This window comes from Streptomyces sp. CC208A (assembly GCF_030010625.1).
Taxonomy (GTDB): Bacteria; Actinomycetota; Actinomycetes; order Streptomycetales; family Streptomycetaceae; genus Streptomyces.
Window position 1 is genome coordinate 468,439 of the sequence record NZ_JASCXN010000001.1, and the last position, 20,708, is coordinate 489,146.

At 73.4% G+C, this 20,708-nt stretch carries 24 protein-coding genes; 19 read left to right on the plus strand and 5 right to left on the minus strand.

Annotation, left to right across the window (positions count from 1 at the left end; all coding sequences use genetic code 11):
• The first annotated feature begins 4 nt into the window (after window positions 1–4).
• The 5 genes from QK442_RS02150 to QK442_RS02170 all read left to right on the plus strand — a co-directional run bounded on the left by QK442_RS02150 (window position 5) and on the right by QK442_RS02170 (window position 5,192).
• Window positions 5–670 carry an SCO2322 family protein gene (locus QK442_RS02150; protein WP_282692009.1) on the plus strand — a complete coding sequence of 222 codons (666 nt, stop codon included), beginning with the start codon at window positions 5–7 and terminating at the stop codon, window positions 668–670.
• Window positions 667–1,812 (plus strand): energy-coupling factor transporter transmembrane component T, encoded by a 1,146-nt coding sequence (locus QK442_RS02155; RefSeq protein WP_282692010.1) that lies wholly within the window; start codon window positions 667–669, stop codon window positions 1,810–1,812. Before QK442_RS02150 ends, QK442_RS02155 begins: the two co-directional genes overlap by 4 nt.
• On the plus strand, window positions 1,809–3,605 hold the full coding sequence (locus QK442_RS02160) for an ABC transporter ATP-binding protein (RefSeq protein WP_282692011.1): 1,797 nt from the start codon (window positions 1,809–1,811) through the stop codon (window positions 3,603–3,605). Before QK442_RS02155 ends, QK442_RS02160 begins: the two co-directional genes overlap by 4 nt.
• Window positions 3,602–4,459, plus strand: coding sequence for an ECF transporter S component (locus tag QK442_RS02165; protein WP_282692012.1), 858 nt, complete (start codon window positions 3,602–3,604; stop codon window positions 4,457–4,459). The genes QK442_RS02160 and QK442_RS02165 overlap by 4 nt, the downstream gene beginning before the upstream one ends.
• A 331-nt stretch (window positions 4,460–4,790) precedes the next feature.
• Window positions 4,791–5,192, plus strand: coding sequence for a transglycosylase SLT domain-containing protein (locus tag QK442_RS02170; RefSeq protein ID WP_282692013.1), 402 nt, complete (start codon window positions 4,791–4,793; stop codon window positions 5,190–5,192).
• Between the two features lie 83 nt (window positions 5,193–5,275).
• On the opposite strand, the gene QK442_RS02175 is transcribed toward QK442_RS02170, so the two are convergent.
• Both QK442_RS02175 and QK442_RS02180 read right to left on the minus strand, forming a co-directional pair.
• Window positions 5,276–5,710 (minus strand): hypothetical protein, encoded by a 435-nt coding sequence (locus QK442_RS02175; RefSeq protein ID WP_282692014.1) that lies wholly within the window; start codon window positions 5,708–5,710, stop codon window positions 5,276–5,278.
• A 108-nt stretch (window positions 5,711–5,818) separates the two neighbouring features.
• Window positions 5,819–6,997 (minus strand): steroid 3-ketoacyl-CoA thiolase, encoded by a 1,179-nt coding sequence (locus QK442_RS02180; RefSeq protein ID WP_282692015.1) that lies wholly within the window; start codon window positions 6,995–6,997, stop codon window positions 5,819–5,821.
• 281 nt (window positions 6,998–7,278) lie between these two features.
• Here QK442_RS02180 and QK442_RS02185 point away from each other — a divergent pair, with 281 nt between their 5' ends.
• The 4 genes from QK442_RS02185 (at window position 7,279) to QK442_RS02200 (ending at window position 10,292) form a co-directional block, all read left to right on the plus strand.
• Window positions 7,279–8,529 (plus strand): cytochrome P450, encoded by a 1,251-nt coding sequence (locus QK442_RS02185; protein ID WP_282692016.1) that lies wholly within the window; start codon window positions 7,279–7,281, stop codon window positions 8,527–8,529.
• Window positions 8,530–8,635: 106 nt separating this feature from the next.
• Window positions 8,636–9,304: an O-methyltransferase gene (locus tag QK442_RS02190; RefSeq protein ID WP_282692017.1), complete on the plus strand. Its 669-nt coding sequence runs from the start codon at window positions 8,636–8,638 to the stop codon at window positions 9,302–9,304.
• An 85-nt stretch (window positions 9,305–9,389) separates the two neighbouring features.
• Window positions 9,390–9,731 carry an antibiotic biosynthesis monooxygenase gene (locus QK442_RS02195; protein WP_282692018.1) on the plus strand — a complete coding sequence of 114 codons (342 nt, stop codon included), beginning with the start codon at window positions 9,390–9,392 and terminating at the stop codon, window positions 9,729–9,731.
• A 75-nt stretch (window positions 9,732–9,806) separates the two neighbouring features.
• The gene (locus QK442_RS02200; protein ID WP_282692019.1) at window positions 9,807–10,292 is read left to right on the plus strand and encodes a GNAT family N-acetyltransferase; all 486 of its coding nucleotides are present in this window, start codon (window positions 9,807–9,809) and stop codon (window positions 10,290–10,292) included.
• Window positions 10,293–10,345: 53 nt separating this feature from the next.
• On the opposite strand, the gene QK442_RS02205 is transcribed toward QK442_RS02200, so the two are convergent.
• Window positions 10,346–10,960: a hypothetical protein gene (locus QK442_RS02205; protein ID WP_282692020.1), complete on the minus strand. Its 615-nt coding sequence runs from the start codon at window positions 10,958–10,960 to the stop codon at window positions 10,346–10,348.
• Window positions 10,961–11,457: 497 nt separating this feature from the next.
• Here QK442_RS02205 and QK442_RS02210 point away from each other — a divergent pair, with 497 nt between their 5' ends.
• The 5 genes from QK442_RS02210 to QK442_RS02230 all read left to right on the plus strand — a co-directional run bounded on the left by QK442_RS02210 (window position 11,458) and on the right by QK442_RS02230 (window position 15,652).
• A complete protein-coding gene (locus QK442_RS02210) occupies window positions 11,458–12,486 on the plus strand; it encodes a peptidoglycan-binding domain-containing protein (protein WP_282692021.1) in 1,029 nt (342 codons plus the stop codon).
• Between the two features lie 161 nt (window positions 12,487–12,647).
• Window positions 12,648–13,316, plus strand: a complete 669-nt coding sequence (locus tag QK442_RS02215) for an HAD-IA family hydrolase (protein WP_282692022.1) — start codon at window positions 12,648–12,650, stop codon at window positions 13,314–13,316.
• Between the two features lie 286 nt (window positions 13,317–13,602).
• Window positions 13,603–14,253, plus strand: coding sequence for an HNH endonuclease family protein (locus QK442_RS02220; protein WP_282692023.1), 651 nt, complete (start codon window positions 13,603–13,605; stop codon window positions 14,251–14,253).
• 223 nt (window positions 14,254–14,476) lie between these two features.
• Window positions 14,477–14,932 (plus strand): DoxX family protein, encoded by a 456-nt coding sequence (locus QK442_RS02225; RefSeq protein WP_282692059.1) that lies wholly within the window; start codon window positions 14,477–14,479, stop codon window positions 14,930–14,932.
• Between the two features lie 87 nt (window positions 14,933–15,019).
• A complete protein-coding gene (locus QK442_RS02230) occupies window positions 15,020–15,652 on the plus strand; it encodes a VTT domain-containing protein (RefSeq protein ID WP_282692060.1) in 633 nt (210 codons plus the stop codon).
• Here QK442_RS02230 and QK442_RS02235 read toward each other — a convergent pair.
• Together QK442_RS02235 and QK442_RS02240 are read right to left on the minus strand one after the other, a co-directional pair.
• Window positions 15,612–15,875 carry a DUF2277 domain-containing protein gene (locus tag QK442_RS02235; RefSeq protein ID WP_282692024.1) on the minus strand — a complete coding sequence of 88 codons (264 nt, stop codon included), beginning with the start codon at window positions 15,873–15,875 and terminating at the stop codon, window positions 15,612–15,614. The two genes, QK442_RS02230 and QK442_RS02235, sit on opposite strands and share 41 nt — an antisense overlap.
• 40 nt (window positions 15,876–15,915) lie before the next feature.
• The gene (locus QK442_RS02240; RefSeq protein ID WP_189851805.1) at window positions 15,916–16,137 is read right to left on the minus strand and encodes a hypothetical protein; all 222 of its coding nucleotides are present in this window, start codon (window positions 16,135–16,137) and stop codon (window positions 15,916–15,918) included.
• A gap of 189 nt (window positions 16,138–16,326) precedes the next feature.
• On the opposite strand from QK442_RS02240, the gene QK442_RS02245 reads away from it, so the two are divergent.
• The 5 genes from QK442_RS02245 to QK442_RS02265 all read left to right on the plus strand — a co-directional run bounded on the left by QK442_RS02245 (window position 16,327) and on the right by QK442_RS02265 (window position 20,378).
• Window positions 16,327–17,085 carry a GntR family transcriptional regulator gene (locus QK442_RS02245; protein ID WP_282692025.1) on the plus strand — a complete coding sequence of 253 codons (759 nt, stop codon included), beginning with the start codon at window positions 16,327–16,329 and terminating at the stop codon, window positions 17,083–17,085.
• Between the two features lie 74 nt (window positions 17,086–17,159).
• A complete protein-coding gene (locus QK442_RS02250) occupies window positions 17,160–17,804 on the plus strand; it encodes an HAD family hydrolase (RefSeq protein WP_282692026.1) in 645 nt (214 codons plus the stop codon).
• Window positions 17,805–17,887: 83 nt separating this feature from the next.
• Window positions 17,888–19,117 (plus strand): helix-turn-helix transcriptional regulator, encoded by a 1,230-nt coding sequence (locus QK442_RS02255; RefSeq protein WP_282692027.1) that lies wholly within the window; start codon window positions 17,888–17,890, stop codon window positions 19,115–19,117.
• 122 nt (window positions 19,118–19,239) lie between these two features.
• Window positions 19,240–19,707, plus strand: a complete 468-nt coding sequence (locus tag QK442_RS02260) for a DUF6415 family natural product biosynthesis protein (RefSeq protein WP_282692028.1) — start codon at window positions 19,240–19,242, stop codon at window positions 19,705–19,707.
• Between the two features lie 140 nt (window positions 19,708–19,847).
• A complete protein-coding gene (locus tag QK442_RS02265) occupies window positions 19,848–20,378 on the plus strand; it encodes a hypothetical protein (RefSeq protein WP_282692029.1) in 531 nt (176 codons plus the stop codon).
• Window positions 20,379–20,708 lie beyond the last annotated feature (330 nt).

Sequence of the window (20,708 nt, forward strand, 5' to 3'; positions counted from 1 at the left end):
AGCGGTGCCCTCCCGGAGCCGGGCCGCCGCCGGGGCGCTCGCCTGCGGGACGGCGGGGCTGCTGCTCGCCCTCGGCGCGGCCGCCCCCGCCCAGGCGGCGGGCTACCGGTACTGGTCGTACTGGGAGGCCGACGCCGGGAAGTGGACGTACGCCACCCAGGGCCCGGCGACCGCCCGGCCCGCCGACGGCGACGCGATCGGCTTCCGCTTCGCGCTGAGCGAGGACTCGGCCGACGCGACGAGGCCGACCGCCGCGCCGGACTTCGGCGCGGTCTGCGCCGGTGTCGGGAAGGAGCCCGGTACGAAGCGGGTCGCGGTCGTCGTCGACTTCGGCACCCCGCAGGACGCCCCGTCCGGCGAGACCCCACCGAAGGGCCCGCCGACGACCGGCTGCGCCCGCATCGCCGAGAACGGCACCGGCGCGGACGCCCTCGCGGCCGTCGCCAAGCCGCTCCGCTACGACAGCTCCGCCATGCTCTGCGGCATCGCGGGCTACCCGAAGCACGGCTGCGGGGAGGCGGTCGCCGAGGCGGAACCCGAGCCCGCCGCCCGGAAGCCCGCCGCCCAGGAGGAAGAGGACGGGGGCCCGTCGCTCGGCCTCCTCGCCGGTGGCGGCGCCGTCCTCGTCCTCGGCGCCGCGGCCGTCTGGAAGTCCCGCCGCCGCGCATGAGCCACACCCCTCTGGGCGGGCCCGGGTGGCGGGCGCGTCTCCTCGCGCCCGTGGCGGACCGGGGCAACGCGCTGCACCCGGGAGCCTGGTGGCTGTGGGCGCTCGGGCTCGCCGTCGCCGCCTCGCGGACGACGAACCCGCTGCTCCTCGGGCTGATCGTCGGCGTCGCCGGGTACGTGGTGGCGGCGCGCCGCACCGACGCGCCCTGGGCCCGCTCGTACGGGGCCTTCGTCAAGCTCGGACTGTTCGTCGTCGCCCTGCGGATCGTCTTCTCGATGGCCCTCGGCTCGCCGATCCCGGGCACGCACGAGGTGTTCACGCTGCCCGAGCTGCCGCTGCCCGGGTGGGTGCAGGGCATCCGGATCGGCGGCCGGGTCACCGCCGAGCAGCTGGTCTTCGCCCTGTACGAGGGGCTCAAGCTGGCGGCCCTGCTGATCTGCGTGGGCGCGGCGAACGCGCTCGCCAACCCGGCGCGGCTGCTGAAGTCGCTGCCGGGGGCGCTGTACGAGGCGGGCGTCGCGGTCGTCGTGGCGATGACCTTCGCACCGAACCTGGTCGCGGACGTGGTCCGGCTCCGCACCGCCCGCAGGCTGCGCGGCCGCCCCACGGGCGGGGTGCGGGCGGTCCTGCGGATCGGGCTCCCGGTCCTGGAGGGGGCCCTGGAGCGGTCCGTCGCCGTCGCCGCGTCGATGGACGCGCGCGGGTACGGGCGCACCGCGCGGGTCCCGCCGGCCGTGCGCCGCACCACGAACGTCCTGACCCTCGGCGGCCTGCTCGGCGTCTGCGCCGGTTCGTACGGGCTGCTCGCCGCCGAAGGCGCCGGGTACGGGCTTCCGCTGCTCGCCGCCGGGCTCCTCGCGGCGGTCGCGGGGCTGCGGCTCGGCGGCCGGCGGAGCGTCCGCACCCGCTACCGCCCGGACCGCTTCGGCCCCCGCTCCTGGCTGGTCGCCGCCTCGGGCCTCGCGGTGGCCGTCCTCATGATCCTGGCCAACGGCTACGCGCCGGAGGCCCTGCACCCGGGGGTCGTCCCGCTGACCGCCCCCGAGCTGCCGCTGTGGCCTGCCCTGTCGGTCCTGCCCGGCCTGCTGCCCGCCGTCGTCGCCCCCGTACCGCCCGCCGACCGCAAGGAGCCGTCCGCGTGATCCGCTTCGAGAACGTCTCCGTGACGTACGAGGACGCCGCCGGGCCCACCCTGCGGGACGTCGACCTCACGATCCCGGAGGGCGAGCTGGTCCTCCTCGTCGGCCCGTCGGGCGTCGGCAAGTCGACCCTGCTCGGCGCGGTCTCCGGCCTCGTCCCCCACTTCACCGGCGGTACGCTGCGCGGCCGGGTCACCGTGGACGGCCGGGACACCCGTACCCACCCCCCGCGCGAGCTGGCCGACCTGGTCGGCACGGTCGGCCAGGACCCGCTCGCCCACTTCGTCACCGACACGGTGGAGGACGAGCTCGCCTACGGCATGGAGTCCCTGGGCCTCGCCCCCGCCGTGATGCGGCGCCGCGTCGAGGAGACCCTCGACCTGCTGGGCCTCGCCGAGCTGCGGGACCGCCCGATCGCCACCCTGTCCGGCGGCCAGCAGCAGCGCGTCGCGATCGGCTCCGTCCTGACCGCCCACCCCAAGGTCCTCGTCCTCGACGAGCCGACCTCCGCGCTCGACCCGTCGGCGGCGGAGGACGTCCTCGCGGTGCTCCAGCGCCTCGTCCACGACCTCGGCACGACGGTCCTCATGGCGGAACACCGCCTGGAGCGTGTCGTCCAGTACGCGGATCGCGTCCTGCTCCTGCCTGAGGCCGTCCTCGGCTCCCCCGCCGAGATCATGGCCGTCTCGCCGGTGCACCCGCCGGTGGTGGCGCTCGGGCGGCTGGCGGGGTGGGAGCCGTTGCCACTGACGGTGCGGGACGCGCGGCGGAGGTCGGGTGGGTTGAAGGAGCGGCTGGAGGGGCGGTCGGTGGGGCGGCCGGCGGGGCGGGGCCCTGCGGGGCTTCTCCCCCACCCCGCCCCTTTCCGTAACCGGGGCTCCGCCCCGGACCCCGTACGGGCTGAACTTCCAGCCCCGCCGGCGTTTGAGGTGCGGGGGTCCGGGGGCGGAGCCCCCGGTTACGGGAAGGGGCGGGGTGGGGGAAATCCCCTCTTCCGGTGGCGCCGCACCCGCACGCCCGGCCCCGCACCCGCCCCCACCACCCCCCTCGTCGCCGTCGACCGCCTCGCCGTCCGCCGGGGCCGCGTCGAGGCCCTCCGGCGGGTCGACCTCCGGGTCGACCCCGGCGAGACCATCGCCCTCATGGGCCGCAACGGCGCCGGCAAGTCGACCCTCCTCTCCACGCTCGTCGGCATGGTCGCGCCCACCTCCGGCACCGTCCGCGTCTCGGGACTGACCCCGCACGCCACCGACCCCCGCACCCTCATCCGCCAGGTCGGCCTGGTGCCGCAGGAGCCCCGGGACCTGCTGTACGCGGAGACCGTCGCCGAGGAGTGCGCGGCCGCCGACGCGGACGCGGGTGCGGCGCCGGGGACCTGCCGGGCGCTGGTGGCGGAGCTCGTACCGGGGGTGACCGACGCGACGCATCCCCGGGACCTGTCCGAGGGGCAGCGGCTGGCGCTCGCGCTCGCCGTGGTGCTGACCGCCGCGCCGCCGCTGGTCCTGCTCGACGAGCCGACCCGGGGCCTGGACTACGCGGCGAAGGCCCGGCTGGTCGCCCGGCTGCGGGCGCTCGCCGCGGCGGGGCACGCGATCGTGCTGGCCACGCACGACGTGGAGCTCGCGGCGGAGCTCGCGGACCGGGTGGTGATCGTCGCGGGCGGCGAGGTCGTCGCGGACGGCCCGACGGCCGAGGTCGTCGTCTCCTCCCCCGCCTTCGCCCCGCAGGTCGCGAAGATCCTGGCGCCGCAGCCGTGGCTCACGGTCGAGCAGGTGGAGGAGGCGCTGCGCCCGTGAGGACCCACCCGATCCGGCTCGGACCGCGTTCCGTCGCCGCCCTCGTCCTCGTCTCCCTCGTCGGCCTGACCGGCATCGGCTGGCCGCTCTTCGCGGGCGCCGGGGCCGCCGTCACCGACCACGCCGCCGACGCCCCGTGGCTCTTCGCGCTGATCCTCCCCCTCCTCATCGCCGTCGTCGTGGCGACGATCGCGGACTGCGGGATGGACGCGAAGGCGGTGGCGATGCTGGGGGTGCTCGCCGCCGTGGGGGCGGCGCTGCGCCCGCTGGGGGCGGGCACGGCGGGCCTGGAGCCGATGTTCTTCCTGATGGTGCTGAGCGGCCGGGTCCTCGGCCCCGGCTTCGGCTTCGTGCTCGGCGCGGTGACGATGTTCGCGTCGGCTCTGCTCACCGGCGGGGTGGGGCCGTGGATGCCGACGCAGATGCTGGCCATGGGCTGGTTCGCGATGGGCGCGGGGCTGCTCCCTGCGGGGGTCCGGGGGCGGTCGGAGCGGCTGATGCTCGCCGCGTACGGCTTCCTGGCGGCGTTCGCGTACGGCACGGTCACCAATCTGTACGGCTGGGTGACGGTCGGTGGCCTGGGGACCGGGGTCTCCTTCGTCCCGGGCGCGCCGGTCGGCGAGAACCTGGCCCGTTTCCTGGCGTTCGTGCTGGCCACCTCGCTCGGCTGGGACCTCGGCCGGGCCGTGCTCACCGTCGTCCTCACCCTGACCGTCGGCGGGCCGCTGCTGCGGGCGCTGCGGAGGGCCACGCGGCGGGCGAACTTCGAGGCCCAGGTCACATTCGAGGGGCCCGAGAAGGGGTCTGCGGGTGAGGCGCCTCATAGGACCCACGTCACGTACGACCGGAAATAGTAGAACCGGACGAGTCGCCCAAAACGCCCATATCAACCCCTGACCTGCGGAAATGTCCGTCCGCCGCGCCACGATCCTTCCGCCCGGACTCCGAACCTTCCTCGTACAAGGGGTCGTTGCGCCGCCTCCCGGGATTTGTTTCCGTAGTGGACGTCGCCAGGCGGCAGGTGCTCAGCGAAGCGCAGCGCAACACAGCGCACATCGCAGCACCGCGGCAGGCCGGTTCCCCCAGTTCCCGGGTTCCCCGGGCCCTGGTTCCGGCATGCCGAAAACGGCCCGAACCGGCCGTGACGCCCGGCGCGACCCCAGTCCCCGACGTTAGGTAGACGTTTTGTTCCGCTCGCTCGCCACTCGTGTCGTCGCCCGCAAGAAGACCCTCGCCGCCTCCGCAGCCGTGCTGCTCGGCGCCTCGGGTGCGGTGCTCGGCACGACGGGCTCGGCCTCGGCCGCCAGCCCGCAGGAGATCGCCAAGCAGATCGTTCCCGCCTCGCAGTACGCGTCGTTCAGCAAGATCGTTTCCCACGAGTCCGGCTGGAACCACAAGGCCACCAACTCCTCCTCCGGCGCCTACGGCCTGGTCCAGGCCCTGCCCGGCTCCAAGATGGCTTCCGCCGGTGCCGACTGGAAGACCAACCCGGCCACCCAGATCAAGTGGGGCCTGAAGTACATGAACGAGCGTTACGGCTCCCCGAACGCCGCCTGGGCGTTCTGGCAGGCCAACGGCTGGTACTAAGAGTCACCACGCCGTAGAGCGCACCCCGCAAGGCCCCGCCCTCCACTCGGAGGGGCGGGGCCTGCGGCGTTCCCGGACGGGCCCTACCGGGGCGACTCGGTGGAGGCCGGGCTCGCGCCGCCCTTCACGCCGGCGCCGGGCGCCTGCCCCAGTGCCACGACCCAGTCGCCCTCGTGCCGGAACATCTGGACGTTCGCGGTGAAGGGCCTGCCCTGCCGGTCGGTGGCGACCACCCGGGTGCTCGCCACGTCGGCGGCGAACTCGTGCGACACCTCGACCTCGTCGATCTTCAGGCCCTTGCCGCCGTCGGCGGCAAGGGCCTCCCGCGCGTCCGCCTCGACGCCCTCGTAGCCCGAGGGCCCCAGCCGCACGAGCGCCGCCACGTCGCGGTCGTTCAGCGCCCGCACGTACGCCTCGGCCGTCTGCCGCTCCGTCCGCCCCTGCCCCTTCTCCTCCTGCGCGCACCCCGCCAGCAGCAGCGCACACGCGATGCCGGCCAACACCTGGGACTTCCGCACGGTTCCCCCGCTCGCATCCGCTCACGTCCGTTCGTCTCCCGTACGGACGCGTGCGCGCGTACGCCGGTTCCCGGTCCGGGCGGCGGTCGGCCCCGGGTCGGAACCGGGTCAGAGCCGCTGGATGATCGTCCCGGTGGCGAGGGCTCCACCGGCACACATCGTGACCAGCGCGAACTCCTTGTCGGTCCGTTCCAGCTCGTGCAGCGCCGTGGCGATCAGCCGGGCGCCGGTCGCGCCGACCGGGTGGCCGAGGGCGATGGCGCCGCCGTTGACGTTGACCCTCTCCAGGCCGTCGAGGTCCCTCTCGAACTCCTGCGCCCAGCTCAGGACGACGGAGGCGAAGGCCTCGTTGATCTCGACCACGTCGATGTCCCGGAGGGACATGCCGGCCTTGCCGAGGACCGCACGGGTCGCGTCGATCGGCCCGTCCAGGTGGTAGTGCGGGTCGGCGCCGACGAGCGCCTGGGCGACGATCCGGGCGCGGGGGCGCAGTTTCAACGCCCTGGCCATGCGCTTGGAGGCCCACATCACGGCGGAGGCGCCGTCGGAGATCTGGGAGGAGTTCCCCGCGGTGTGGACGGCGGTGGGCATGACCGGCTTGAGCCGGGCGAGCCCCTCCATGGTGGTGTCGCGCAGCCCCTCGTCGCGGTCGACGAGCCGCCACATGCCCTGCCCCGCGTGCTGCTCCTCCTCGGTGGTCGGGACCTGGACGGCGAAGGTCTCGCGCTTGAACCGCTCCTCGGACCAGGCGACGGCCGCCCGCTCCTGGGAGAGGAGGCCGAGGGAGTCGACGCGCTCGCGGGTCAGGCCGCGGCGGCGGGCGATGCGCTCGGCGGCCTCGAACTGGTTGGGCAGGTCGACGTTCCACTCGTCCGGGAAGGGCCGGCCGGGCCCGTGCTTGGAGCCGGAGCCGAGCGGGACGCGGGACATGGCCTCGACGCCGCAGGAGATGCCGACGTCGATGACGCCGGCGGCGATCATGTTGGCCACCATGTGGCTCGCCTGCTGGGAGGAGCCGCACTGGCAGTCGACGGTGGTGGCGGCGGTCTCGTACGGGAGGCCCATCGTGAGCCAGGCGGTGCGCGCCGGGTTCATGGACTGCTCGCCGGCGTGGGTGACCGTACCGCCGACGATCTGCTCGACGCAGTCGGCGGGGATGCCGGTGCGGCCGAGGAGTTCGCGGTAGGTCTCGCCCAGGAGGTAGGCGGGGTGGAGGTTGGCGAGCGCGCCTCCGCGCTTGCCGATGGGGGTGCGTACGGCTTCGACGATGACGGGTTCCGCGGCCATGAGCTCGTCCTCTCCTCGACCGGGCGGGGTGTCCCGGCACCCGCCGGTCGGCATCATGGGAGAACTAGTACGCGTTCTAGTTCCGAGTGAAGTCTGATGACTGCTACCGCCGGTACGCAAGGGTCGGGGAGGCGCGAGTTCGGCCGCGAAGAGGACGAGCGGCGGAGGGAGGGGCGAGATTCGGACCGCACCTCCTGCCGCGCCTCTTGCTACTTGTAGAACTCGTTACTAACTTTCCCGGCAACTTCTGATGGTCCATCAGATATTGGAGCGTGTTGCCGATGCCCTGCCCCCACCTCCCCGAAGGATTCGACGCCACCGACCCCGACCTGCTGCGCAGCCGCGTCCCGCTTCCCGAGTTCGCGGAACTGCGGCGGACCGCCCCGGTCTGGTGGTGCCCCCAGCCGCGCGGCATCACCGGCTTCGACGACGAGGGGTACTGGGCCGTCACCCGCCACGCCGACGTCAGGTACGTCTCCACCCACCCCGAGCTGTTCTCCTCCCACGAGAACACCGCCGTGATCCGCTTCAACGAGCACATCGGACGCGAACAGATCGACGCCCAGAAGCTGATCATGCTGAACATGGACCCGCCCGAGCACACCCGGGTCCGCCAGATCGTCCAGCGCGGCTTCACCCCGCGCGCCATCCGCGGCCTGGAGACCGCCCTGCGCACCCGCGCCCGCGCGATCGCCGAGGAGGCCGGGGCCGCCGCGGCCCAATCCCCCGACCGCGCCTTCGACTTCGTCACCCGGGTCGCCGTCGAGCTCCCCCTCCAGGCCATCGCCGAACTCATCGGCGTGCCCCAGGAGGACCGCTCCCGGATCTTCGACTGGTCCAACAAGATGGTGGCGTACGACGATCCCGAGTACGCCATCACCGAGGAGGTCGGCGTCGAGGCCGCCATGGAACTCATCGGCTACGCGATGAACATGGCCGCCGCGCGCAAGGAGTGCCCCGCCCGGGACATCGTGACGCAGCTCGTCGCCGCCGAGGGCCAAGGGAACCTCTCCTCCGACGAGTTCGGCTTCTTCGTCCTCCTGCTCGCCGTCGCCGGCAACGAAACCACCCGCAACGCGATCAGCCACGGCATGCACGCCTTCCTCACCCACCCCGACCAGTGGGAGCTGTACAAGCGGGAGCGGCCCGCGACCACCGCCGAGGAGATCGTCCGCTGGGCCACCCCCGTCGTCTCCTTCCAGCGCACCGCCACCCAGGACACCGAACTGGGCGGCCAGAAGATCAGGAAGGGCGACCGGATCGGCCTCTTCTACTCCTCCGCCAACCACGACCCCGAGGTCTTCGAGAACCCGGAGACCTTCGACATCACCCGCGACCCCAACCCGCACCTGGGCTTCGGTGGCGGCGGACCCCACTTCTGCCTCGGCAAGTCCCTCGCCGTGAAGGAGATCGAGCTGATCTTCGACGCGATCGCCGACACCCTGCCGGACCTCACCCTCGTGGGAGAACCGCGCCGGCTGCGGGCCGCCTGGCTCAACGGCGTGAAGGAACTCAGGGTCCGTACGCCCTGACGGGAGCCGAAGCCCGTACGACGGCGGAGGGCGGCGGCGCGGCGCTCGCCCCGGCGGCCGTGTTGTCCCCGACCGTACGGGCGAGCCGCCGGGTACCGTCGCCCGTATGACGAACCCTCAGTGGAACGACGTCGACGCGTACCTCACCGACCGCCTCGTCCCCGCCGACGAGGCCCTGACCGCAGCCCTCGCCGACTCCACGGCCGCCGGCCTCCCCGAGATCGCCGTCGCCCCCAACCAGGGCAAGCTCCTGCACCTCCTCGCCCGCACCCAGGGCGCCCGCCGCATCCTGGAGATCGGCACCCTGGGCGGGTACAGCACCATCTGGCTGGCCCGCGCCCTGCCCGCCGACGGCAGCCTGATCACCCTGGAGTACAGCGACAGGCACGCCGAGGTGGCCCGCGCCAACCTCGCCCGGGCCGGCCTGACCGACCGCGTCGAGGTCCGCACCGGCCCGGCCCTGGACACCCTCCCCCTCCTGGAGAAGGAGGGCACGGCCCCCTTCGACCTGACCTTCATCGACGCCGACAAGGCCAACAACCCGCACTACGTGACCTGGGCCCTGCGCCTCTCCCGCCCCGGCAGCCTGATCATCGTCGACAACGTCGTCCGCGACGGCCGCGTCGCCGTGGAAGACCCCACGGACCCGGCCATCACCGGCACCCGCGCCATGTTCGACCTCGTCGCGAACGAGCCCCGCCTCGACGCCACCGCCGTCCAGACGGTCGGCACCAAGGGGCACGACGGCTTCCTCCTCGCCCGCGTCACCGACTGAGCGGATCCGGTGGGATGTAGGAGACTGCACCCACGTGATCAAGGCTCGGCGCAGCGCCCGGCCTGTGCTTCCTGAGAGGTGTCGTGTGCCCAGTGTGGTGAAGATCAACGTCCTGACCGTGCCCGCCGAGCAGAGGGAGGTCCTTGAGCAGCGGTTCGCCTCGCGTGCCGGGGCCGTGGAGGGCTCCGACGGCTTCGAGTGGTTCGAGCTGCTGCGCCCGCTGGAGGGCACCGACCAGTACCTGGTGTACACCCGCTGGCGCAGCGAGGAGGACTTCCAGAACTGGATGAACGGTCCCATGAAGGCCGCCCACCAGGGCACCGCCGGCGGTCAGGGCGGCGAGGGCGGTGGCGAGCGGCCGAAGCCGGCCGCCACCGGGTCGACGCTGTGGTCCTTCGAGGTCGTGCAGCAGGCGGGCCCGAAGTAGTCCTGCCGCAGGGTGGCGCGAGCGCCCGGTCCCGCCGCGTAATTCGGCGGCGGGACCGGGCGGGCGCGCCGCAGAATGGCGCGCATGACCTGGATCTTCTCCCCCGAACGCGTCGACACCCCGGACGCCACCGCCCTGCGCCGCGACTACTACGGCGATGTCGCCGGACGCTACTTCGGCCGCGTGCTGGCCGAGGACGAGTACGACGACGAGATGATCGACGACGGGCTTGAGCTGCTCGCGCCGCCCGCCGGGGAGTTCCTGGTCGGGCGGTACGCGGGCGAGGCCGCCGCCTGCGGCGGGATCGTCCTCCTCGACGGCGGGCGGGCCGAGCTGACCCGCGTCTTCATCCGCCCCGCGTACCGCGGCAAGGGCGGCGCCGGCCTCCTCATGGACGGCCTGGAGGAGGCCGCCCGCGCGCTCGGCGCCCGCCGGACGGTCCTCAACACCCGGCTCGACCTGGTCGAGGCGCGGGCGCTGTACGTGCGGCACGGGTACAAGGAGATCCCGGCGTACTGCACGGGGCCGTACATGGAGATCTGGTACGGCAAGGAGCTCTGACCGACCGACCGTCCCGCCCGCCCGACCGACCGACCGACCGGGGAAACGTTCCGTCAGCTGTTCCAGACGACGACGTCGAAGGTGGCGTTCGCGTCACTGGCCTGGCCGGCCAGCTCCTTGGCCACCAGCAGGACGAGCCTGCCCTCGGTGGTGCGGCCGCAGACGGCCAGGCCGGTCCTCAGCCGGATCTCCGCGCCCGTGGCCTGGGTGTCGACGACGCCCAGACAGTCCTCGTACGACGGGGGATTCGCCTCGCCCTTCCAGACCATGGCCTTGGCCCCGTTGTCCGGGCTCAGCTTGAGGTCGCCGAAGGGGTAGACGGCGAAGTCGCGGTCGCCGCCGCTCTCGGTGTCCACCGGGGGCGCGAGGTCGAGGTCCCTGTCCCCGCCGTAGGGGATGACCAGGACGCCCTGCCACCGGACCGTGCCGGGCGGCGGCCCGGTCGGGGCGGCGGTCGTCGGCTCCTCCTGGACGGGGGTGGCGGCGGCGTCCGCGGTCGGCGCCGTGTCCACCGCGGGCTTGTCGTCCGCCGTCGGCTCGTCGTCCGGCGCCGGGGTCGCCGACGTCGGCGGCGGGACCGGGGCCGGTGCGGCCGCCGGGGTGTTGTTGCCGGTGCTCACCACATACGTACCGACGACACCGATCAGGGCCGCCACCAGCGTCGACACCGCGCCGATCCAGGCGCCCTTGCGGGACGACCGCCGGGGCGGCGGCGGAGTGCCGTAGGCCCCGTACCCCGGTCCGGCCTGTGGGTACCCCTGCTGCTGCCGGCCCGGCCCGGCTCGTAACTGCTCATCCTGCCTGTCCCCCTGTGCGTTGTTGATCTTCGGCAGGACAGGGCACCGATCACTCCTGATCCCCCGTCATGCCGGTTGCGCCGACCCCGGGATGGCGGCGTGACAGGTCAGGCCCGGTGGTCGCGGGGCTGTTCCGGCGCGCGGGGGCGTCCCGCGCGGGAGCCGAGCACCGGCAGGGCACGGGGGCGGGGTCCACGCCGAGCCGCAGCGGGCCCGCCTCCCGGGCGGCTCTCGGAAATCGCCCCGGGCAGCTCCTCCGTCCCGAGACGAATGTCCGGATATGGCCTGTGGAGGGATGCGTGCGTTCACCCGCCGGTCGGAGGTCGCCTGCATAATCACTGCCAGTTGCATCGGGGAGGGAAAACACCATGACCGGACTCGCATGTCCTGAATGCGGCGGCCGGAGACCCGGCTGCGCCTGCACCCGGGCAGCGGACCTGGCGGCGGAGAGGGCGGCGGCCGAGGACTTCGACCCGCTCCGGATCAGGCCGTACGTGACGCTGGACGCGCAGGACGTCGAGGACCCTCCGACCGCGCGGCTGACGGCGATACGGCCCGATGCGGGGGCGTACGAGGCGCAGACGCGGGTGATCCCCGCGTACGGCCCCGAGCCCCACGGGTACGGCTCCGAGGGCGGGGCGCACGAGACCGTGCCGCTGCTGCTCGGCGGGGCCGGCGGCGCGGACGGCGGCAGGCCCGGGGCGCGGCGGGACGAGCGGTCGCGCAAGCGGCGGGGCACGCTGGTCGCGGGCATCGCGGCGGCGGCCGTGGCCGGCACGGCCGCGCTGGCCGCGGCGGTGCTCGGCGGCGAGGAGACCGAGGACCGGGCGGCGGTCCCCGAGGTGACCACGAGCGCGTCCCTGAACATCGCCGTCTCGGAGGCACCCTCCCCGTCCTCCACCTCCCCGGCGCCCACCCGCACCTCTTCGGCATCCCCGTCGCCGCTCGCCTCCTCGGACTCGCCGTCCCCGTCGGCCTCCGTCTCCGCGTCCGCGTCCGCGTCGTCGGACCCGGCGCCGGTCTCGCCGTCCGCGCCGGCGGGCCCCACGGGCACCGGCTCCCCGTCCGCGACCGGCGGCACGGCCCCGGTCGCGAGCCCCTCCGCGGCCCCGGCGACCTCCGCGGCCCCGACGACGGCCTCCCCCACGACCTCGGACGCGCCCGAGGGGGCGATCCTGACGCTGGGCGACACGGGGGCCGAGGTGCGGGAGCTCCAGCTGCGGCTGACGGCCGTATACGCCTACTGGGGCGACATCGACGGGGTGTACAGCGAGGAGGTGCGGGACGCGGTGGCCTCGTACCAGGGCATGCGGTGGCCCCGGAAGGACCCGGAGGGCGTCTACGGCGTGCACACGCGGCGCAACCTGGAGAAGCAGACCCCCGGCATCGCGGGCTGACGCGGGGCGGGACAGGCGGCGGTAGGGGCGGGTGGCGGTAGGGGCGGGTGGCCAAGACGGCCACCCGTTTTGTATCGTGAAGAAACAAAGTGGTTCCGCCCGTATTCCCTGACCGGCGGGCGGGACCGCTTCGTTCTCCGCGCCATCCCTCTGGAGCCCCCATGGCCGCCACCCCGGCACCGCTCACCGCCCGCGCCCTCCTGCTCGACATGGACGGCACCCTGGTCGACTCGGACGCCGTCGTGGAGCGCTGCTGGCGCCGGTGGGCGGACCGGCAGGGGCTCGACGCCGGCGAGGTGCTGAAGGTCGTGCACGGCCGCCAGGGGTACGCCACGATGGCACTCCTCCTCCCCCACCGCCCGATGGCCGAGAACCACGCCGACAACGCGGTGATGCTCGCCGAGGAGACCGCCGACGTCGACGGCGTCGTGCCGGTGCCCGGCGCCCCCGCCTTCATGGACGCGATCGCCGACCTGCCGCACGCCCTGGTGACCTCCGCCGACGAGCCCCTGGCCCGGGCCCGGATGGGCGCGGCGGGCCTGCGGATGCCGGAGATCCGGGTGACCGCCGAGCGGGTCGGCGCGAGCAAGCCGGACCCGGAGGGCTTCCTCAAGGGCGCGGCCGAACTCGGCGCGGCCCCGGCGGACTGCCTGGCCTTCGAGGACTCCGAGGCCGGCATCCGGGCGGCGAGGGCGGCCGGGATGCGCGTCGTCGGCGTGGGCCCGAGGGTGGCGGCCTTCGCGCCGGACCTGCACGTCCGGGACCTGACCTCCCTGCGCGTCACGGCCGCCTCCGACGGCACGATCACGCTCGGAGCCGTACCCGCCTGACCGCCACGGGCGGAGCGACCACCCCCGGAGCCGTACGAGACCACCCCCGCCGCCGGGACGACCGCGCGCGGGGGTGTTCGCGTACGCGCCCCGCCCCCTTCACCTCCACGGAATCCGACACTCCGTCAGAACGCACCCACCCCTTGATGTGACGTGAGCATGTCGCCACTCTGTTACCTGGCGCACCCCCCGGCGAAACCCGGGGCCGTCACGCTGACCGGGCCACCGTCCGGTACCGCACGGGACCGGCGTACCGCCAAGGTCCCTCCGAATCAAGGGAGTCACCATGCCCCTCGGCAAGGTCTACGCGCGTCGAGCCGCCGCGCTCGCCTCTTCCGCCGCCCTCGCCCTGACCGGTCTCCTCGCCTCCGCGCCCACCGCGCAGGCCGCGATGCCGACCCCGGTCAGCGCCTCCACGGCCCGCACCTACCTCGCCTCCCTCACGGTCAAGGCGGAAGGTTCCACCACCGGATACAGCCGCTCCCTCTTCCCCCACTGGATCACCCAGTCCGGCACCTGCAACACCCGCGAGACCGTCCTGAAGCGGGACGGCGTGAACGTCGTCACCGACTCCAACTGCGCCTCGATCAGCGGAAGCTGGTACTCGCCGTACGACGGCGCCACCTGGACCGCCGCCTCGGACGTCGACATCGACCACGTCATCCCGCTCGCCGAGGCATGGCGCTCGGGGGCCAGCTCCTGGACCACCGCCCAGCGCCAGGGCTTCGCCAACGACCTGACCCGGCCGCAGCTCATAGCCGTCACCGACAACGTCAACCAGGCCAAGGGCGACAAGGACCCGGCCAAGTGGATGCCCCCGCGCACCGCGTACCACTGCACCTACGCCCGCGCCTGGGTGCACGTGAAGTACCACTACAACCTCAGCGTCGACTCGGCGGAGAAGAGCGCCCTGCAGTCCGTCCTCAACGGCTGCTGAGCACCCGTCTCCTGACGTGACACCAGGAGACCGGCACCGGCACCGGCGCGCCCGCGGCCCGGGCCCGAGCGGCCCGCGCCATGGGCGCGCTCCCACCGGCACACATACTTGAACTTGCAAGTAATACTGAGGGGAGCCTAACCTGGCGGCTGTTCGGTACCCGTCCCCCACGCCCGCCCTCCCAGGGCGGGCCGGCCGAAGGAGCTCCCCCGCCATGAACACCCTGACCAGCCGCCTCCATCAGGCGCAGCCGTACGCGCTCGGCCTCTTCCGGATCGTCGTCGGCCTGCTCTTCGCCTGCCACGGCGCCGCCTCGCTCTTCGGCGTCCTCGGCGGCGCGATGGGCGGCGGCACCGTCCCGGCGGGCACCTGGCCCGGCTGGTACGCGGCGCTGATCCAGCTCGTCTGCGGCGGTCTCGTCCTCATCGGCCTCGGCACGCGCGGTGCGGCCTTCCTCGCCTCGGGCTCGATGGCGTACGCGTACTTCTGGGCCCACCAGCCGGAGGCCCTCTTCCCGCTCCAGAACGGCGGCGAGCCGGCCGCCCTCTTCTGCTGGGCCTTCGCCCTGCTGATATTCACGGGCCCGGGCGCCCTGGCCCTGGACTCCCTCTTCGGTGCGAAGGGCGCGCAGGGCACGGATTCGGGCTCGGGGAAGCAGGACACCCCGGTAGCCGCCTGACCCCACCCCCGCCCCGGCTCCGGGGCCCCGTCGGCACCCGCCCGACGGGGCCCCGGGCGTCGGCGCGTAGGCTCTGCCCCTGTGACTCTGCTCGACAGCATGGGCTCGCTGAAGTCGCTGACCTCGGGCCCCTGGATCTACCCGGTGGTGGCGACGTCGATCCTGCTCGACGTCTTTCTTCCCGTGCTGCCGAGCGGCTTCCTCGTGATCTCCGCCGCGACGGCCGCCTCCGCCTCCCTCGGCGCGGCCGCCGCGCACCCGGGCGCCCCCGCGCTGCTCCCCCTCCTCCTCACCGCGGCGGCGGCCTCGGCGCTCGGCGACTTCCTCGCGTACCGGCTCGCGCTGCGCGGCGGCCGGCGCCTGGACCGGGCGATATCCCGCTCGCGCCGGCTCACGGTGGCGAGGGAACGGCTCGGCACCGCCCTGGCCCGGGGCGGCGGTCTGATCGTGGTGTTGGCGCGGTTCGCCCCGGCGGGCCGCTCCGTGGTGTCCCTGGGCGCGGGCGCGGCGCGGCGGCGCCCCGAGCAGTTCCTGCCCTGGTCCGCCCTGGCGGCGGTGGTCTGGGCCTCGTACAGCGTGGGGCTCGGCTGGCTGGGCGGCCAGTGGCTGGGCGCGACCTGGTTCAGCGCGACGGTGTCGACCCTGGCGCTGCTGCTTGCGGGCGCCCTGGCCGGCTACCTCATACGGCGTCCGGACGCGGCCCCGGCTCCGGCGTCCTGACGGAACCGGACCGCATCCCTCTCACCTCCAGATCGGCGAGCAGCCGGGCGGTGGCGTCGGCGACCTCGTCGACGGCCCGCTCGAAGGCCTCACGGTTGTGCGCGGCGGGAGCGCGGAAACCGGAGACCTTGCGGACGTACTGGAGCGCGGCGGCGCGGATGTCGTCAGGGGTCGCTTCACGAGGCAGAGCGGGCGGACGAAGCGTCTTGATGCTGCGGCACATGCGTCCAGTCTCCCCCGCCCCACTGACACTCCCGGCGTCGTCAGTTCAGCCCACGCCGACTGCGCGCGTTGATCTCGGCGGCGCGGGCGCGGAGCTCGCGCAGCGGCGTGGCGAGCTGGACGTCACCGGGCTCGGCCTCCCACTCGGCCCCGCCGTGGACGGCACGGATCAGGAAGCGCCCGGACACGCTCCGCACGAAGAAGCCGACCCGCCCCGTGGCGGTGTCGCGGACGAGGTCGCCGACCTCGGGCACAGGTTGCACGCAACCCCTCCGTCCCGTCCGAATGCTGCGTGGGGACACCCAGGGAAACCCGGAGACCCCGCCCTGTCAACGTATCTCTAGAGATGTCCCCCGATGGACGGATCACGAGGTCAGGACGGCGCACACGTGTGCACCCCGGCGGCGGGGCGCCCCTTAGGGTGTCCCGCAGACGAAGGGAGTGGTCCACTCGTGACTGATCAGGACGGCACTCGTCGACCCAAGTACCAGCGCATCGCGGACGAGTTGAGAACCGCGATCCACTCAGGCGACTTCGCGCCGGGCGACCGGCTCCCCGGCGAGAACGACCTCATGTCCACCTACGACGTGGCCCGGATGACCGCCCGCCAGGCCCTCGCGGTCCTCCGCGGCGAGGGCCTCACGGAGGCCCGCAAGGGCGCCGGCGTCTTCGTCCGCTCCTTCCGCCCCCTGCGCCGCCGCGGCATCCCCCGCCTCGCCGCCGACGGCTGGACCGCCGGCCGCTCGATCTGGTCGACGGAGACCGAGGACCGCACCCTGGTGGTGGACCACCTCACGGTCTCGGAGGAACCGGCGCCCCCACGCATCGCAGGCGCCCTGAACCTGGCACCGGGAACCCCGCTCTGCGTCCGCAGCCGCCGCTTCGTCCTCGACGACAAACCGGTCCTCCTCTCCACCTCGTACCTCTCCGCCGCCCTGGTCCACGGCACCCCCATCACCCGCCCGGACACCGGCCCAGGCGGCACCTACGCCCGCCTGACCGACCTCGGCCACCGCCCCACCCGCTTCCGCGAGGAGATCCGCTCCCGCATGCCCACAGCGGACGAGACCGACCGCCTGGCCCTCCCCCCGGGCACCCCGGTCGTCCTGATCGCCCGAACGGCCTTCACGGAACCGGGCGTGGCGGTGGAGCTCAACGAGATGACTCTGGACGCGTCGGCCTACGTCCTGGAGTACGACTTCGACGCGTGAGGCGGACCTCCCGGTCACCACGAAGGCCCCTGGAGACAGGGGTGCCGGTGCCCGGCCCGTCCTACGCTCGCCTCATGACGATCAAGACCGTAGCCCTGGACATCGGCGAGACCCTCGTCCGTGACGACCGGTACTGGGCGTCCTGGGCCGACTGGCTCGACGTCCCCCGGCACACCCTTTCCGCTCTCGTCGGCGCCGTCGTCGCCCATGGCCGCGACAACGCCGACGCCGTCCGGCTCCTCCGCCCCGGCATCGACATCGCCGCCGAGTACGCCGCCCGCGAGGCCGCCGGCCGCGGCGAGCACCTCGACGAGACCGACCTGTACTCCGACGTCCGCCCCGCCCTCACCCGACTCCGTGAACTCGGGGTCCGGGTGGTGATCGCAGGCAACCAGACCCCGAAGGCGGGCGAGCTGCTGCGGGCCCTGGATCTCCCGGCGGACCTGGTGGTGATGTCCGGCGAGTGGGGCGTCGCGAAGCCGGCGCCCGAGTTCTTCGCCAGAGTGGCCGAGGCCGCGGAGGCGTCCCCGTACGAGACCGTCTATGTCGGCGACCACCCCGCCAACGACGTCTTCCCCGCCCGGGCGGCCGGTCTGCGGACGGCGCACCTTCGCCGGGGCCCGTGGGGGTACTACTGGGCCGACGCCCCGGACGTACGGGCTGCCGCCGACTGGAACGTCTCCTCCCTGTCCGAACTCACCGTCATCGTCGGCGAGTAGGGAACGCTCGGTTCCAGGCCTCACGCGAAGGCCTGCGCCCTACTCTGGCAGGTGTCGAGTCTGGTCAGAGAAGGAGCAAGGCCATGCCATCTCGTGCTACTCCCGACCCTTACACGAGCCCTGAGACATTCGCCCAGCGAGCCCGACGTGCCCGCGACCGCGCCGGCCTGACCCGCCCCGTCGCCGGGGGACTCGTCGGCCGTTCGGCCGAGTGGGTCAAGGGCATCGAGAACGGCACGATCGGCATGCCCCGCCTGCCGATGCTCATTCGCCTTGCCACCGTCTACGAGTGCGACATCGCCGACCTGATCGGCGACGACCGCATCGCCGCCGCCACCTACACGAAGGCCGCCCACGCCGACCTGCCCGCCATCAAACGCGCTCTTACGACGTACTGGCTCACGCCCACGGATCGCGAGCCTGAGCCCGCCGCCGTCCTCGCAGCCCGTGTACGGCAGGCGTGGAAGCTGTGGCACGGCAAGGGCGACCACCGGTCACGGATCGCCGCTCTGTTGCCCGATCTCCTGGCGGACGCCCAGCACTCGGTTCGCGCACTGGACGGCGCCGACCGGCGGCACGCCCTCGTCGCCCAGGCCCAGGCATACCACCTGGCGCAGCTCTTCCTTTCCTTCCAGCCGGCCCCGGATCTGGTCATGCTGACCGGCGACCGGTCGATGGCCGCCGCCCAGGACGCCGACAGCCCCCGCGCGATCGCCGGTGCCGCCTGGTACATGAACCACGTCTATCGCGACGCCAATGAGGCGGCGGAAGCCCGAGTCGAACTCGCCGAGCAGGCCGCCGCGTTGCTCCGGCAGGACGACGAGGAGGGCCTCGCTCGCTGGGGACTCCTGCAACTGGCGGTCGCCCTGAGCTTCGCGAAGGTCGGCAGGGAGGGGCAGGCGTGGCGGTACTGGGACCGCGCAGCCGACGCGGCCCGCCGCCTCGGCCCGACCTACGCCCATCCGTGGCTCGTGTTCGGGCAGGGCATCGTCGAGGCCTACGCGCTCACCATGCACAACGACCTGATGCAGCCCGGCAAAGCCCTTGAAGTGGCCTCTGCACTCGACCTCGACCGCGTGCCGTCGGCGACTCGGCGTTCGTTCCACCTTGTCGAGACCGCCCGCGCGCACGGCATGCAGGACGAAGGCGTGGCCGCGGTCGCTCTGTTGCAGAAGGCGCACAAGGAGTCCCCGGAGACGGTCCGGTACAACATGCACACCCGCATGGTTCTGCCGGAACTCGCGAAGACCGGGCCTCGGATGGTTCGGGCCGACGCCCACGCTCTCGCTCAAGAACTCGGCGTAGCCGTGTGATCACATAGCGGGCAGGAAGCCTACCTCTCGACAAGGGGGTAGAAGCCCTACCTCCCGCACGCCTTCCGCGCTCCTACCGTCGTACGCACCGCAGGACGCCGACGACGGTAGGGAGCCGGAGCATGGACGAGACCCCCCAGCACGACAGGCCGACCGAGCCCGCCGGACACGCGGTCGAGATGGACCTCGGCGCGCTGCTCCTGGAGGTCGCCGACGTCCTTGAGCACCACGTCGAGACCGCGGCCGCGCGGGACATCACCTACGCCACCGGCATGCGTCACGACCCGGGAGAGGAAGCCCTCGCGGCCCTCACCGACCGGCTTCTCGGCCACTGCGCCATGCTCGCCATCGGGGTCGGCCAGATTCCCGACAAGGAGCAGACCACCCGCGCCCGAGCCGCGGTGAAGGCGTGGGAGAAGCTCGTGGACGACGGCCCCGACGGCGGCGCTCTCGGGAACTGGAGCTACTGCAAGTACCTGGCGCGGACGGGGCGGGACATGCTCGGCGCCATCCGCGAGCATCGCGTTGCTCAGCGGGCCGGCTTCATCGGTCACCCTGGCCTGCCGCCCGCGCCCGTAGACGCGCCGTGACCGAGGCATGGCGGCAAGCCCTGTACTTCCTGACTGTCCTCGGACTCCTCGCCGTCATCGCCTACGGCATCACTCACTGATCTCCCGCCCCATGCGGGGCGGGCCCACGCACCATCGGAATCCACCACAAGGAGGAACCCATGGCCGCCTGCTCGAACGGTCGCCCGTCCATCCCGCCGCCCTGCTCCACCGGCCCCCATTCCGCCCGCGCCCTGCTGAGCCGGGACGCGTTCACCGGCGTGATGCTCACGGTCCTCGACAACAACCCCGGCATGGACGCTCCGCTGGCCGAGCGGATCGTCACCGAGGCCCTCAAGTTCGTGCACGCCGCCGCCCTCTTCCCGACGGTGCGCGTCTCCCCCACCAAGGAGGTGGACGAGGGCTGGCACGCCCTGATCCTCCACACGCACCTGTACGCGACCCTGTGCAGCCGCCTCGGACGCACCGTCCACCACTACCCCGAGCGGCCCGACGCGGCCCACCACGACCCGGATGTCCTCACCCGCACCATGGCCCTCATCGAGCAGGCGGGCCACACCCCCGACGCCGAGCTCTGGGCGGGACGGCAGAAGGAACTGGTCGGGGTGGCCAGGCACACGCCGATGCCCGGTGGGTGCGGCCCGATCAACCCCGGCAACTGCGCGACCCACGGCGGCAGCGGCGACGACTAGGCTCAGCAGCCCGCAACGGACGGAGGCCAGAGCCATGGACGCACGCGACGTCTCGTCACTGCACGACTCGATGCGCCGGTACGGGATCCCCGGGTTCCTCGTGCCGAAGGATCCACAGAATCCGGGGGGTCCTTGGCGCGTGGTAGACCACGATGGCGCCGGTCCCCGCCAGGACATCACCGACAACGTGCTCGCCGCCGTCGACGCGGCCAAGCACCGACGGCCCGAGCGCGGGTTCGTCATCACGAAGTAAGCCGCTCCGGCCCGCTCTCCGACAACGGGTCCGGTACGAGACGAAGGCCCCGGACCATGATCGGTCCGGGGCCTTCG